13 protein-coding genes are annotated in these 14,668 nt (G+C 64.4%); 5 read left to right on the plus strand and 8 right to left on the minus strand.

From position 1 onward, the window contains the following. Positions 1-9: 9 nt before the first annotated feature. The 4 genes from ACSSV3_RS14110 (at position 10) to ACSSV3_RS14125 (ending at position 3,238) form a co-directional block, all read left to right on the plus strand. On the plus strand, positions 10-1,368 hold the full coding sequence (locus tag ACSSV3_RS14110; RefSeq protein WP_354327018.1) for an alkaline phosphatase PhoX: 1,359 nt from the start codon (positions 10-12) through the stop codon (positions 1,366-1,368). A gap of 17 nt (positions 1,369-1,385) precedes the next feature. Continuing rightward, positions 1,386-1,949, plus strand: a complete 564-nt coding sequence (locus ACSSV3_RS14115; RefSeq protein ID WP_354327016.1) for a hypothetical protein — start codon at positions 1,386-1,388, stop codon at positions 1,947-1,949. 174 nt (positions 1,950-2,123) lie between these two features. Further along, positions 2,124-2,756, plus strand: coding sequence for a 6-phosphogluconolactonase (locus tag ACSSV3_RS14120; protein ID WP_354327014.1), 633 nt, complete (start codon positions 2,124-2,126; stop codon positions 2,754-2,756). Then, the gene (locus ACSSV3_RS14125; protein WP_354327011.1) at positions 2,753-3,238 is read left to right on the plus strand and encodes an NUDIX hydrolase; all 486 of its coding nucleotides are present in this window, start codon (positions 2,753-2,755) and stop codon (positions 3,236-3,238) included. The genes ACSSV3_RS14120 and ACSSV3_RS14125 overlap by 4 nt, the downstream gene beginning before the upstream one ends. Here the strand turns inward: ACSSV3_RS14125 and dinB are convergent. Further along, positions 3,235-4,368, minus strand: coding sequence for a DNA polymerase IV (dinB, locus tag ACSSV3_RS14130; RefSeq protein WP_354327009.1), 1,134 nt, complete (start codon positions 4,366-4,368; stop codon positions 3,235-3,237). The genes ACSSV3_RS14125 and dinB overlap by 4 nt on opposite strands. Positions 4,369-4,495: 127 nt before the next feature. On the opposite strand from dinB, the gene ACSSV3_RS14135 reads away from it, so the two are divergent. Next, a complete protein-coding gene (locus ACSSV3_RS14135) occupies positions 4,496-5,758 on the plus strand; it encodes a multidrug effflux MFS transporter (RefSeq protein WP_354327007.1) in 1,263 nt (420 codons plus the stop codon). A gap of 126 nt (positions 5,759-5,884) precedes the next feature. On the opposite strand, the gene ACSSV3_RS14140 is transcribed toward ACSSV3_RS14135, so the two are convergent. The 7 genes from ACSSV3_RS14140 to crtY all read right to left on the minus strand — a co-directional run bounded on the left by ACSSV3_RS14140 (position 5,885) and on the right by crtY (position 14,606). Further along, a complete protein-coding gene (locus ACSSV3_RS14140; RefSeq protein ID WP_354327005.1) occupies positions 5,885-7,432 on the minus strand; it encodes an acyl-CoA carboxylase subunit beta in 1,548 nt (515 codons plus the stop codon). Positions 7,433-7,594: 162 nt separating this feature from the next. Continuing rightward, positions 7,595-9,535, minus strand: coding sequence for an acetyl/propionyl/methylcrotonyl-CoA carboxylase subunit alpha (locus ACSSV3_RS14145; protein ID WP_354327003.1), 1,941 nt, complete (start codon positions 9,533-9,535; stop codon positions 7,595-7,597). A 114-nt stretch (positions 9,536-9,649) separates the two neighbouring features. Next, positions 9,650-10,624, minus strand: coding sequence for a phytoene/squalene synthase family protein (locus ACSSV3_RS14150; RefSeq protein WP_354327002.1), 975 nt, complete (start codon positions 10,622-10,624; stop codon positions 9,650-9,652). A gap of 91 nt (positions 10,625-10,715) precedes the next feature. Then, the gene (locus ACSSV3_RS14155; RefSeq protein WP_354326999.1) at positions 10,716-11,297 is read right to left on the minus strand and encodes an LOG family protein; all 582 of its coding nucleotides are present in this window, start codon (positions 11,295-11,297) and stop codon (positions 10,716-10,718) included. Further along, positions 11,294-11,749: an endonuclease domain-containing protein gene (locus tag ACSSV3_RS14160; protein ID WP_354326998.1), complete on the minus strand. Its 456-nt coding sequence runs from the start codon at positions 11,747-11,749 to the stop codon at positions 11,294-11,296. The genes ACSSV3_RS14155 and ACSSV3_RS14160 overlap by 4 nt, the downstream gene beginning before the upstream one ends. Before the next feature lie 26 nt (positions 11,750-11,775). Next, entirely contained in the window at positions 11,776-13,347 is a 1,572-nt protein-coding gene (locus ACSSV3_RS14165) for a phytoene desaturase (RefSeq protein ID WP_354326996.1), read from the minus strand. Next, positions 13,344-14,606, minus strand: a complete 1,263-nt coding sequence (gene crtY / locus ACSSV3_RS14170) for a lycopene beta-cyclase CrtY (protein ID WP_354326995.1) — start codon at positions 14,604-14,606, stop codon at positions 13,344-13,346. The genes ACSSV3_RS14165 and crtY overlap by 4 nt, the downstream gene beginning before the upstream one ends. Positions 14,607-14,668: the final 62 nt, after the last annotated feature.

The raw sequence follows: 14,668 nt of genomic DNA on the forward strand, positions 1-14,668 counted from the left end.
GCCGGGGGCATGACCATACCCTTCACGATCACGCCCGACCGTCGCCGCTTTCTCGGCGCGACCGCCTCTGCCTTTGCCGCGCTGGCAGCCAGCGGTTGTACGAACCGCAGCGCACCTGCAGGCAAGTCCCGCGCCGTCGCGGCAGGCAGCGGGTTTGGCGGTTATGGCGCGCTGGTGCCCGATCCGGAAGGGTTGCTCGATCTGCCCGAAGGGTTCTCCTACCGCGTGGTATCGCGGCTGGGTGATAGAATGGATGACGGCGGCACCGTGCCCGACCGCGCCGACGGCATGGGCTGTTTCGATATCGGAAATGGCGAAATCGCGCTGGTGCGCAACCACGAATTGCAGCCGCATCATGACGCAGGCGGCCCGATTGCCAAGGGGTTTGGCAAGCGTAATGGCGTGTTCGTTCCCGGCGGCACCACCACCATCGTGCTCGACGCGGCGACACTGGCGGTCAAACGCCAGTTCCGCAGCCTTGGCGGAACAATCCGCAATTGTTCGGGCGGGGTGACGCCGTGGGGCACCTGGCTTTCGTGCGAAGAAGCGCCGACCGGGCCGGGCCAGCGCTATGGTGATGGGCTGGAGCGCAATCACGGCTGGGTGTTTGAAGTTCCCGCTGCCGCGCCCGGTCTGGTGGACGCCGTGCCGCTCACCGCGATGGGCCGTTTCAACCACGAAGCCGCCGCCGTCGATCCGGCGACCGGCATCGTTTACATGACCGAAGATCGCGATGACGGCGTGCTTTACCGCTTCGTGCCGAACGTGCCGGGCAAGCTGGCCGATGGCGGGCGGTTGCAGGCGATGGTGATCGATGGGCTGGCCGATACGCGCAACTGGAACAGCCCCGCCATGCCGGTGGGCCAAAGCTACCCGGTGGGCTGGGTCGATCTCGACGGCGTGGAAGCCCCCAAGGATGATCTGCGCCAGCGCGCGGTAGCCAAGGGCGCAGCGCTGATCGCGCGCGGTGAAGGGCTGCATATGGGCACGGGCGAAGTGTTCGCCTGCGCCACCAGCGGCGGCGCCAAGGAATTGGGCCAGATCTTCAAACTGACACCGGGGCTGGCGGGCGCACCCGATAGGGTCGAACTGTTTTTCGAAAGCGAAAGCACCGATCAGTTCAACTATGGCGACAATCTGACCGTTGCCCCCAATGGCCACCTGATCGTGTGCGAAGATCAATATACCGACGTGGTCGACAACCACCTGCGCGGGGTGACGCCGCAGGGCCGCGCCTATGAATTTGCGCGGCTGCGCATCCAGACCGAACCGGCAGGCGCGTGCTTCTCACCCGATGGCAAGTGGCTGTTCGTCAACGCCTATTCCCCCACCGCCACGCTGGCCATTACGGGGCCTTGGACGGCTTAGGGAACGGGCCTTAGGCCATGGACGGCTTTCTGCTCGCGCTGTTGCTGGTGTTCGCGCTGGCGCTGGGCGGGCGCGATCAATGGTTGGTTGCGCAACTGGCCGATGCGTTGGAGCGCAGTGCGCCCTTGCTGGTGATCGGTGTCATGACGGCGACGATCAGTGCGGCGGTGATGGCATGGGTCGGCGCAGAGTTTGCCGCGCTGCTGCCGCGCCGCGCAGCGCAGATGCTGGTCGCCTTTGCGCTGGGTCTGGCCGCGCTGGAACTCGCCTGGCCGGTGCGGATGAAGCCGCCGCAAGAACCCACCCGTTCGCTCGGCGCCATCGCCATCGTGCTGCTGGCGCGTCAGATTGGGGATGGTGCGCGCTTCGTGGTGTTTGCACTGGCGGCGTGGGCCAATCTGCCTGCCGCCACCGGGTTGGGCGGCGCGCTGGGCGGTGCGGCGGCGGTGGCGCTGGGCTGGGGCGTGGGGACGGCTGGGCTGGCGCGCTGGCCGCTGCGCCCGTTACGGCTGGGGCTGGCCTCTGGCCTGATTGTTGCGGCGCTATTGATCGGTTTGAACGCTCGTTTCGTGCCATTGTGATCGCTTTATACGATTATTGCGGGTGATTATCTTGTGCATCCCAATGCGCGGCGGCGCTGATGGCCGAACAGCAGGTGTGGTTCCTCAAGGCGTTACTGGCGTAATCGCGGCCGATTGCTACAAGCGGGCTGTTTCCGGTTATCCGGGAGCAGCCCTTTTGCTATATGCAGGCCCATGCCCAACATCACCATCATCGCAAATTCCGATACGCGCGCGATTGCCGATTGGCTGGCACGCTATCTTGGCACCGCCGGATCAACGCCCGCAATCACGATTCCCGGCGGATCGACCCCGTTCCCGATCCTCGCTGACCTGATCGCACACCATGCGGACAGCATCGATTGGGCGGGGTTGTCGGTCTGGCCGAATGACGACCGGATCGTGCCGGAGGATCACGAAGCATCGAACACCGGAAAGATCCGCGCGCTGATCGAACCCGCCGGTGCACACATCGCCGCCTTGGCTGAGGATGCCGTGCCGCCGCATTTCGCGCTGACATGGCTGGGCATGGGGGCGGATGGTCACATCGCCTCGCTGTTCCCCAACACCAACCCGCAGCGTGATGATCCGCTGGCCATTCGCCGCCTGACGCCTGACCCGCTGCCCGCAAATGCGCCGTTTGACCGGATCACGCTGACCATTCCTGCGCTGCTGGATACCGACGCGATTGTGTTCACCCTTGGCGGGGCGGCGGATAAGCGCGCGGTGTTTGACGCGGCACTGCGCGGCGAGCATGATTTGCCAATCGCACGGCTGCTGCGCGGCGCGCAGGAACGCGGCGATATTCCTATTACTGTGTTTGCATGATGCCCCATGTCCTTCCCGCTCCGCTGCACCGCGCCCTGCTGCCACTGGCGCACCTTGTCAGGCATTATTGGCGGCGCTTGCGCAAGGAGCCGATTGCGGGGGTCAGCGTCATCATCACCAATCTGAACGGTGATGTGCTGTTGCTCAAACATTCCTATGGCCCGGAAGTGTGGGGGCTGCCCGGTGGGGGCCTCAAGTCAGGGGAAAACCCGCTTGCCGCAGCGCAACGCGAGGTGTGCGAAGAAATCGGCATCACACTGGCCCGGATTGAAGCCATCGGGGTGATCGAGGAGGTCATTTCGGGCGCGCCGCACACCGCGCACCTGTTCGCCGCGACCTGTGATCAGCGGCCCAAACCCGATCGCCGCGAGATTATCGAGGCGCGGTTCTTCCCGTCGCATTCGCTGCCCGAACCGCTGGGCCGCATTACCCGCGCCCGGATTGAGGCGTGGCGCGCGCGGGGGATGGGGGAACGCAGCTAAATCAGCCGCAATTGCGCATCGTCGCGCGGCGCTTTGCTCTCATCTGCCCCTTCAAGATTGCCGAGCGTCAACCCCATCAGCCGGATCGGCTGAGGCAGCGGCAATTCCGCCGCCAGCAGACCGCGGGCGAGGGCGGCAAACTCCTCCCGGCCGGAAACCCAATGCGGCACGGACGCAGCGCGGGTCATGGTGCGAAAATCGCTGAATTTCAGTTTGAGCGTGACAGTGCGCCCACGCGCTTGCGATGCCTCGATGCGTTCCCACACGATGGCGATGATATTCTCCAGCGTTTCGCGCAAAGCCGCGCCGCTGCCGATATCCTCGCTGAACGTCCGTTCCCCGCCGACCGATTTGCGCACGCGGTGCGCGGCGACGGCGCGCAGGTCGATGCCGCGTGCGGCGCGGTAGAGGTAATCGGCCATGCTGCCGAAATGCGTCCGCAGAAACGCGATGTCCTTGCCCGCCACATCCGCCCCGGTGGCAATGCCGAGCGCCTGCATCTTTGCCTCCGCCTTCGGCCCGACCCCGTGGAACCGCCGGATCGGCAAGCCCGCCACAAACGCCGCGCCTTCGCCCGGGCGGATCACGCACAGCCCATCGGGCTTGTTCTGATCGCTGGCAATTTTGGCGAGGAACTTGTTGTAGCTTACCCCCGCGCTGGCGGTCAGGCCGGTCTTGGCGCGGATTTCCTGCCGGATCAGCATGGCGATGCGGGTGGCGCTGCCGATGCCCAATCGATCATCGGTGACGTCGAGATAGGCCTCATCCAGACTCAGCGGTTCGATGACGGGCGTGTAATGTTCAAACACCCGGCGGATCTGGCGGCTGGCTTCCTTGTAAGCATCAAAGCGCGGGCGCACGAAAATGAGATCGGGGCACAGGCGCTGCGCGGTGACAGACGGCATCGCGCTTCTCACCCCGAACTTTCGCGCTTCGTAACTGGCCGCCGCCACCACCCCGCGCCCGCCGGCCCCACCAACCGCCACCGGCAGCCCCCGCAATTCCGGATTGTCGCGCTGTTCAACGCTCGCGAAGAAGGCGTCCATATCGACGTGGATGATCTTGCGCAGGCCCGGCTGATCATCGGGCGCGTCTGCGTCGCCTTGGGGTGCAGGCGGATCAGTTTCCATCAACCCAGAATAGAACCTTCATCGCTGCGAAGGAACTGTTGCTGGAAATTTTCACCCAGCGCCTCATTTTGTGCATATGCGAAAAGAACTGTGGCCTTCGGGCAAACCTCTTGGCAAAGGCCACCGCATGGCTACGCCGCCCGCCCCTTCATCCCCCGCCCACACGGCGCGTCATAAGCCCTTGGGCGAACGCGAGCTGTTGTGGATGATGGCGATGCTGATGGCGCTCAACGCCTTTGGCATCGATGCGATCCTGCCCGCACTGGATGCGCTGGCGGCTGACCTTGCGGTTGCAGGCAATGACCGGCAATTCGTGATCGGGGTGTATCTGCTTACCGCCGGGATGGGCGCGCTGGTGCCGGGCGCGCTGGCCGACCGCTTCGGGCGGCGGCCGATCCTGCTGGGGGCGATTGCGGTCTATATCGTGCTCTCGCTCGCCAGTGCGATTGCGCCGACTTACGATGCGTTGATCGGTGTGCGCGCGGCGCAGGGGTTTTTCGCCGCCGGGATCATTGCGCTGCCGCCCGCGATCATCCGTGACCGCGTGGGCGGCGACAAGATGGCCCGGATGATGAGCGTGATCTTCGTCATCTTCCTGATGGTTCCGGCGATTGCGCCGTCGATCGGCGAAGTAATCCTGATGGTTGCCGATTGGCGTGCGATCTTTGGTGTGATGGCGGCGGCGGGCGTGGGCATGTCGGGCTGGGTGTATTTTCGCCTGCCCGAAAGCCTTGCCCCGGAAAACCGCCAGCCGATCCGCCCGCGCACGATTGCGGTCAATATGACCAGTGCGCTCGCGATGCCGAGCGTGGTTGGCTATGTCTTCGGCAGTGCGCTGGTGTTCGGGGCCTTGTTCGGCTTCATCAATTCCTCGCAGCAATTGATCACCCAGACCTTTGGCGCGGGTGACATTTTCCCGCTGGTGTTTGGCATCTGCGCGGGATCAATGGCGTTGGCGAGCTGGTCAAATTCGCGCATCGTCGAAAGGTTCGGCGCGCGGCGGGTGAGCCACACGGCGTTGTTTGCCTTTATCGCGGTGAGCATCGTGCAGGTGATCTTCGCGTTCCAGCCGGGCGAGCAGCTGTGGCACTTCGTCCCGCTGATGGCGATCAACATGGCGCTGCTCGGCTTTATCGGCAGCAATTTCGGCGCGATTGCGATGAACCCGTTTTTTGCCATCGCGGGCGCGGCAAGTTCCGCCCATGGGTTCGTGCGCATGACCATGGCGGCGCTGCTGGGCGGGGCGATTGGTTATGCCTTCGATGGCACCGCGCGCCCGCTGGCGCTGGCGCTGTTGGCGAGCGGGCTGACCTGTCTGGTGCTGGTGTTGCTGAGCGAAAAGGGCAAGCTGTTCGGGCCGTCCGATGCCGAGGCGGGGATGGGAAGGTAATCCTCCCCCTTGGGGGAGGGGGACCATGCGCAGCATGGTGGAGGGGACTCACCGCAAGCGCCGCCTTTCGCTGAGACTCCCCTCCGTCAGCGCTTGCGCGCTGTCACCTCCCCGCGCCGGGGAGGGTTACTCCGCCCCCAACCGCCTCCACGCCAGCCCGGCAAATTCGCACAATAGCGGGCGCGTGTCGCGGGGGTCGATGATGTCCTCGACATTGAAGCGTTCGGCGCTGCGGAAGGGCGAGGTGACTTTGGCCAGCCGTTCGCGGATTTCCTCCAGCAAGGCTTGCGGATCGTCGGCGGCTTCCAGTTCGGCCTTGTAGGCCACCTCCAGCCCGCCCGCGATGGGCAGGCTCCCCCAATCGCCGCTCGGCCAGCAGTAGCGGTATTGATACGCTTCCGCATTGCTCATCGCGCTGCCCGCAATGCCATAGGCGCGGCGCAGGACGATGCTGGCGAGCGGCACGGTGGCGCGGTAGATCGCGTTCATGGCATTGACGCCGTAACGGATCGTCCCCGCCATTTCCGCCTCGCGCCCGATCATGAAGCCGGGGTTGTCGACCAAGTGGACGATGGGGAGCCGGAACTGGTCGGCGAGTTTGACGAAGCGTTCGACCTTCTCGCTGGTCTTGGCCTCCCACGATCCGCCGAGATAGCTGGGATCGCTCGCCACCACCGCCACCGGCCAGCCATCGAGCCGCGCGAGCGCGGTGATCGCTGCGCGGCCCCAGTGCTTGCCTATTTCGAACAGGGTGCCTTTATCGAGCACCATGTCGAGACAGCGGCGCATCGAATAGACCTGTTTGGGATCGCGCGGGACAAGGCTGAGCAACGCTTCCTCGCGCCGGTCGGCGGGATCATCACAGGCGGCACGGCGGGCGGGTTGCCCGACATATTCGGGCATGAAGCTGAGGAAATGCCGCGCACGGGCGAAGGCTTCGGCCTCGGATCCCACCTCGTCATCAACCACCCCGTTGCGAGTGTGGATGTCGACCCCGCCAAGCTCTTCCTTGGCCTGTTGGTGATCGGTCGCGCCCTTGTAGCCCTCTCCCAACCCATCGACCACCGCCGGGCCAGCAGCGAACAATTGCGAAAGCCCGCGCACCATGATCGAATAATGGCTCGCCACCACCCGCGCCGCGCCGAGGCCTGCAGTCGGCCCCAATGCGAGCGCCACGACCGGCACGGTGTCGAGGTTCGTCACCACATCGCCCCAGCCAGGCACCGCGGGGATATAGGTCGAGCCGATCTGTTCGAGCGTCTTGACGCTGCCACCGCCGCCGGTGCCGTCGATCATGCGGATGATCGGCAGCCGCAATTCGTGCGCCATCATCTCGGCCTGCACCATCTTGCGCGCGATGCCAGCGTCTGCCGCGCCGCCGCGAATGGTGAAATCGTCGGCGGTGGCGACCACCGGGCGGCCATTGATCAGCGCCTTGCCGAACAGGAAGGGGGCGGGGGTGACGCCTTGAAGATCGCCGTTGGCGTCATACTTGGCGGAACCGGCAATCTTGCCGATCTCGCGGAAGGAGCCTTCGTCGCACAAAGCCGCGAGCCGCGCGCGGGCGTCCATCTTGCCGCGCCCGTGCTGCCGCGCAACCTTGTCCGCGCCGCCCATCTGCTCGGCCAGCGCCTCGCGGGCGCGCAGTTCTTCGAGTTCCTTGGCCCAGGTCATTCCCTCTCCCTCATCCCGTCATTGCGAGGAGCCGCAGGCGACGCGGCAATCCAGAGTCCAACGCAAACCGCTCTGGATTGCTTCGCTGTCGCTCGCAATGACGAAAAGTGGGAGGGACCCAAAACTCTCCATCGTCATCCCAGCTTGCGCTGGGGTGACGGGTTACGTTTCGGAAGAAGCAGGCACCACGCGGCACAACACCGCTTCAACCTGCACCTGCCCGCCCGCGCTGACCGCCAGCCCCTCGACCACCCCGTCGAACGGCGCGGTGAGGGCGTGTTCCATCTTCATCGCCTCGAGCACCAAGAGTCGCTGCCCGGCGGTGACGGCCTGCCCCTCGGCAACATCGACCGCGATGACCTTGCCCGGCATCGGCGCGACGATTGCGCCATCGGCGGCAGAGGCTTGGCCGGTGCCGTCGTGGCGAAGCGACAGCATGAATGTGCGACCACGGGCGACCACCAATGCGTGTTCGGGGTAGATCACCTTGCTGGCCGTCAGGCTGTCATGTGCGTCTGAACCATTCGGCAGGTCTACCCAGACTGCATCGAGATTGGCGGGAAGCGTCGTCCCCCCGACGTTGACAGCTGCAATCTTGCGTGGCGGTTGGTTCAGCCGAAACCCCATCGGCTTGTTCCGGACCGCGAAGTATGTTCCCCCGAAGGCCTCTATTGCGAAGTCCGTGGCGAGTTCGCTTGCTGCATCGTCGATCAGCGCCTGAGGCGGCAGATCGAGCGATTTGAGTTCATCGGCGTGTTCTTCAATGAAGCCGGTCGAGAGCCTTCCTTCGCGGAATGCCGAATGATCGAGGCATTCGAACAGGAAGGAGCCGTTCGATACCACTGGCCAAGTCCAACTGCGGCCGATGACCTGTTTGAGGTTATCAATCGCATCCTCGCGACTTGCTGCATGGGTGACGAGCTTCGCAATCATGGGATCATAATTCGGGCTGATGGCGTCGCCTTCTTCGACGCCTGTTTCGATCCGGTCACTGGGCCCGTAATCGCACAGATGGAAGTGTTCCAGCCGCCCCGTGCTCGGCAAAAAACCCTTCGCCGGGTCTTCCGCATAGAGCCGCGCCTCGATGGCGTGGCCGTTGATCGACAGCTCGTCCTGCCGCTTGGGCAACGGCTCACCGCTCGCGACCCTCAATTGCCACTCCACCAGATCGACCCCGGTGATTTCCTCGGTGACGGGGTGTTCCACCTGAAGGCGGGTGTTCATCTCCATGAAGAAAATGCGGTCGGCGCGCAGGCCGTCGCTCGCATCGGCGATGAATTCGATCGTGCCTGCGCCCTCGTAATCGACCGCTTTCGCCGCGCGCACGGCGGCGGCGCAGATCGCCTCGCGGGTGGCGGGGTCCATACCGGGGGCGGGGGCTTCCTCGATCACTTTTTGGTGACGGCGCTGGAGCGAGCAGTCGCGCTCGAACAGGTGGACGACGTTGCCGTGGGCATCGCCGAACACCTGCACCTCGATATGGCGGGGCGAGGTGATCCACTTTTCGAGCAATACCTCGTCATTGCCGAAGCTGGCCTTGGCCTCGCGGCGGCAGGATTCCAGCGACGCGGCGAAATCAGCCGGGTCATCGACCTTGCGCATCCCCTTGCCGCCGCCGCCCGCGACCGCTTTGATCAGCACGGGATAACCGATCGCCTCGGCCTCCTTGGTCAACCGCTCCACCGATTGATCCGCGCCGAGATAGCCGGGAGTGACGGGAACGCCCGCCGCCATCATCAGCGTCTTGGCCGCGTCTTTGAGGCCCATCGCGCGGATGCTGGCAGGCTTGGGGCCGACCCAGATGAGGCCAGCGTCGATCACGGCCTGCGCGAAGTCGGCGTTCTCGGAGAGGAAGCCATAGCCCGGATGGATCGCGTCCGCCCCGGTTTGCTTGGCAGCGGCGATGATCTTTTCGCCAACGAGATAGGATTCCGCAGCGGGCGAGGGGCCGATATGCACCGCCTCATCAGCTTGGCGCACGTGCAGCGCCTTGGCATCGGCATCGGAATAGACCGCGACCGTGGCCACGCCCATGCTGCGCGCGGTGCGGATGATACGGCAGGCAATCTCGCCGCGATTGGCGATCAGGAGTTTGGTGATCATGGGGATGGGGTTAGTCTAGGTTTCGACGAAAGAAAACCACTCCGACTATAGTCTTCCCGGGCTTGACCCGGGACCCCACTTCTTTTCCCACCTCGAAAAAAGCGGGACCCCGGATCAAGTCCGGGGCGACGGGGAGGGAGTGGCGGGCCGAAAATCCGCGATGCCCCAGTCGATCCCGCCCTTGGGCACCTTCTCGCGGTTGATCACCGCCGATAGGAACGCGCGCACGCCATACAGCGCCTTTTCCGCGCGCGGCACATAGGTGCGGCTGTTCCACGCCTCCGGCCCGCGCGCCCGCACCTTGCGGCCAATCGCGCCGTAAATGCGCGCGGCGGACAGCACCGCCCAGCGGCTGCGGAAGGGGAGTTTCGCCGCGCCCACCCGCGCCGCCGCCTCGTGTTTCTCCACCAAAGCCACCAGCCGCGCGGCCATCGCGGCCAGCTCCTTGCGGTGGTGCGGTTTGGTGTGCTGACCGGGTTCAATGTCCTGCTGCACCAGCCATTCGATCGGCAGATAACACCGCCCCGCCGCGTCATCTTCAACGATATCGCGGGCGATGTTGGATAGCTGGAACGCCAGCCCCAGATCATTCGCCCGGTCGAGCGTTTCCTGATCCCTCGGGTCAACCCCCATCACCACCGCCATCATTACGCCGACCGCGCCCGCCACGTGGTAGCAATAGCGCAGCATATCGGCCTCGGTGCGCGGGCGCCAATCTTCCGCATCCAGCTGAAACCCGGCGATCACATCCTCGGCCATTTGCGGGGTGAGGCCTACCTCGCGCGCCACCAAGCCAAACGCATCAAACCCCGGATCGCCTGTCGGCTTACCCGCAAAGGCCAACGCGGTAAGCCTGCGGATATGGGCAAGCCGCGCGCCCAGATCGGACTGGTCGCCCAGCACTCCGCCCATTTCCTGATTATCGGCAATATCATCACACCGGCGGCACCATGCGTAAAGCAGCCACGCCCGCTCGCGCGTTTCGCGGTCGAACAGGCGTGCGGCGGCGGAAAAGCTTTGCGATCCCACCTTGATCGCCAGCCGTGCGTGTTCGACCAGCGCGGCGCGTTTGGCGGGGGCGACCGTCATTTCCAATTATGTGCATCCCCGCGTAGGCGGGGACCTCGTGCAATGTGGCGGGAGGTCCCCGCCTGCGCGGGGATGCGCACTTCGGGGAACATTACAGCTCCTCGGCCTTCATGCGGAAGATCGGGGTGTGCGGCTGATAATCGGCCATCTTGGCGAGCAGTTCGGTGATCGTATCCGCCGCGATCAGGATGTTCTGGTGCGCGGGCCGGACAAACCCGACCGCCGCCATTTTCGCGTTGAAAGCCAGCAGATCGTCATAGAAGCCAAAGGCGTTGAGCACGCCGACCGGATCGGAGTGATAGCCCAGCTGCGACCAGCTCATCGCCTCCCACAGCTCGTCCATCGTGCCGACCCCGCCGGGCAGGGTGATGAAGCCATCCGACAGATCGGTGAATTTCTGCTTGCGTTCATGCATGCCTGATACGCTGATCAATTCATCGCAATCGTGATTGGCAACCTCGGCGCGCACCAGCGCTTCGGGGATGATGCCGATGACCTCGCCGCCTGCGTCCTTCGCGCCCTTGGCGACCGCGCCCATCAGACCCAGCCTGCCGCCGCCATAGACCAACCCGATCCCGCGCGCGGCCAATTGCGCGCCGACATCATAGGCCAATTGCACATAGCGCGGGTCTGCGGGCGAGGCCGAACCGCAATAGATCGCAAGTCGTTTCATGCGCGTTCCTCCCCTGCAAGGGGAGGGGGACCAGACGCAGTCTGGTGGAGGGGCGAGCAGGTCATGCGTTCAATTCTCTCATCACAGATTTGCACCAGCCGCTGAACCACAGCCTCGATATCTTCAAGCACAAGTTTCGCCGGAATGCGCGTTGTGGCGATGCCCTGCTGCCTCAAAAACGCCGAGCGAACCGCATCCTTGGCGATTACTGAAGCACTATCATGCGCCTTTCCATCAACTTCGATCGCCAACCGTGCCTTGGTGCAAAAGAAATCGATGACGTAAGGCCCTGCCGGGTGCTGGCGGCGGAACTTGTGGCCTCCGGGACGCTTGCGCAGTGCTTGCCAGAGGGCGACTTCCGGCGGAGTCATTTCGGCGCGGAGTTTGCGGGCGAGTTTCACAGTGTCACTTTGACCTCTGATTATCGCTCGCCCCTCCACCATGCTGCGCATGGTCCCCCTCCCCTGAAGGGGAGGATTCACGCGCCCACCTTCGCCAAGTCTTCCAGCATCAATCCCGCCGTTGCCTTGGCGCTGCCGACCACGCCGGGAATGCCTGCGCCCGGGTGGGTGCCTGCGCCGACAAGGTAGTAATTGTCGATCACATCATCGCGGTTGTGGCCGCGCAGGTAGGCGCTTTGCCACAGCACCGGTTCAAGGCTGAAGGCGCTGCCCATGTGGGCGTTCAGATCCTGTTTGAAATCCTTGGGTGCATAGCTGAATTTGGTCACGATCCGGTCGTGGATGTCGGGGATCAACCGGCGGCCCAGTTCATCCAGGATCATTGTTTCCAGCTTCGGCCCGACTTCGTCCCAATCGAGCGGCATCTTGCCCATGTGGCTGACGGGGACGAGCGCGTAGAAGGTGCTTTTGCCTTCGGGCGCCATGCTCGGATCGGTGACGGTCGGGTGGTGCAGGTAGATCGCGAAATCTTCGGGCACCACGCCGTGTTTGTAGATATCGTCGAGCAGGCCTTTGTAACGCTTGGCGAACAGGATCATGTGGTGCGGGATACCGGGCCAGGTGCCCTCCAGCCCGAAATGCACCACAAACAGCGAGGGGCTGAAACTCTTGCGGTTCAGCGATTTGGCCATCCGCTTGCCGCGCTCGCTGCCCGACAGCAGGTCTTTGTAGGAATGCATGATGTCGGCGTTGCTCGCCACCGCATCGAACCGCTGACGGAACCCGCCTGCCGTTTCCACTTCGGTTGCCTTGGTGCCGAGCGTGTGCACCTGCACCACCGGATCGCCGATGCGCATTGTGCCGCCGAGCCGTTCGAAATGGCGCACCATGCCGGCGATCAGCCGGTTGGTGCCGCCGCGCGCCCACCATACGCCGCCGTCTTTCTCCAGCTTGTGGATCAGGGCATAGATCGATGATGTGTTCATCGGGTTGCCGCCCACCAGCAGCGAATGGAAGCTGAAGGCTTCGCGCAGCTTGGGGTGTTCGATATAGCGCGACACCATCGAAAAGACCGAACGCCACGCCTGTTCCTTGATCAGCGCGGGCGCGGCTTTCAGCATCGATTTGAAATCGAGGAACGGTTTGGTGCCGAGTTTCAGATAGCCTTCTTCATACACCCGCGCCGAATATTCGAGGAAGCGGGCGTATCCGGCCACGTCCGCCGGATTGAGCTTCGCGATTTCGGCGTTGAGGCTGTCTTCGTCGTTCGAATATTCGAAGTTGGTGCCGTCTGGCCAGTTGAGGCGGTAGAACGGCATGACCTTCATCAACTCGACATCTTCGGCGATGTCGTGGCCGGTCAGCTGCCACAATTCTTCAAGGCAGGGCGGATCGGTGATGACCGTCGGCCCGCCGTCAAAGGTGAAGCCTTCGCGCTCCCAGAAATAGGCGCGCCCGCCGGGCTTGTCGCGGCCTTCGATCACGGTGGTGGCGATGCCCGCCGATTGCAGCCGGATCGCCAGCGCCATGCCGCCAAAGCCTGCGCCGATCACGCAGGCGGTGCGGCCGGCGTAACGTTCGGCAAGGGCGGGATGGATGCCCTTGGCACCGGGGGTATCCGCGAGATTGAGCTTCACATCGGCGCTCATGCCGGGGTCTCCATTTTCAAAGGCTTGGTGTCTAAAGGTTTCCCTGAGGAAAATAGCGCACGAACGGCGCGTCCGATAGCTACGGGAGGCTTGCCGGTGAGGATGCGTAGCCGATCGGGCCAGGTGGAAAGTCCGGCATAGAAGCGTTCGACCAATGCGCCTTGCAGCGCGTAGAAATGTTCGAACACCACGACGCGCTTGTTGGGCTCGGCAGCCTCGAACAGCATCCGGCTGAGCATCCGGTAATAGGCGGTGGCGCGCCAGTGGCGTTTGGCCCGGCGATGGCAGAAGGCGGCCAGTTCCTCGCCCGTCAGCGCGGGCCGCGCGGCGATCACCTGCGCGATGGCGAGCGCATTATCGACCGCAAACGGCAGAGTGTAACTGGTAAGCGGGTGCGAAAATCCGCCGCGCGCGCCTGCCAGCGCCACGCCGGGGATCGCCACTTCGGCCAGCGCGGCGTTGAAATCTCCGCCCGAAATCACTGGCAGGATGCCAGCTTCCTGATCCACCACCTCGCCCTTCCACCCGTTGCGATGGGCGTAGTCGGCCACGCGGCCTTTCAGCACCTCGGCGTCCATGCGCGGTTCGTCGGCGTAGTAGGTGTCTTCCACGAACACCTCGGTGGGCGATAGCGGCAGGACATAGACAAAGCGATAGGCCGCGCCGTTGCCATAGGGCGCGACCTGATCGACGCTGGCGTCCATGATGACGGGGCGGGTCAGGCCGTGGGGTTTGTCGCAGCGCAATTGCTGGCCAAGGAACACCTGCCAGCCGCCTGCCAGCTGCGCGGAAGAACGGAACGCGCGGCAATCGATCACGCGCTTGGCCGCCAGCCGCGTGCCATCGGCCAGCGTCACCCCGCCCGCATCAAGGCTGGCCGCCTTGGTGCCCAGCATCACGCGGTCAGCAGGCAATTCGGCAATCAGCTTGGCATGAAACTCCGCGCTGGCGAGCGAGCGGTAAGCTGTCGGTAAGGTGCGGGCCAAGGCGGGAAAGGTGATGTCATAGCCTTCATCCCAAGCGTTGAGCGCGAAGCCCGCCATCAACCCCTGCGCCTGCGCCCCAAGATCGGTGGCAAACCAGCTCCAGCGGTGGTGCCCGCCAAGGCTGCGCCCGGCCTCGACTAGCGCAAACCGGCACCCCGGCGCATGGCGGTGCAGCGCCAGCGCGATCAGCCCGCCCGCCAACCCGCCGCCGACGATGATCACATCATGCGGCGTTCCAGCGTTGATTTGCGGGGGTTGCGGTGAATTGGCCATGCCCTGCGGCCCTAGGCGAGGGCGCGCCCGACGGCAATGTTGCGCGTGGAACGGGGGCTTGC

The sequence above is a fragment of the Porphyrobacter sp. MBR-49 genome, assembly GCF_053628655.1.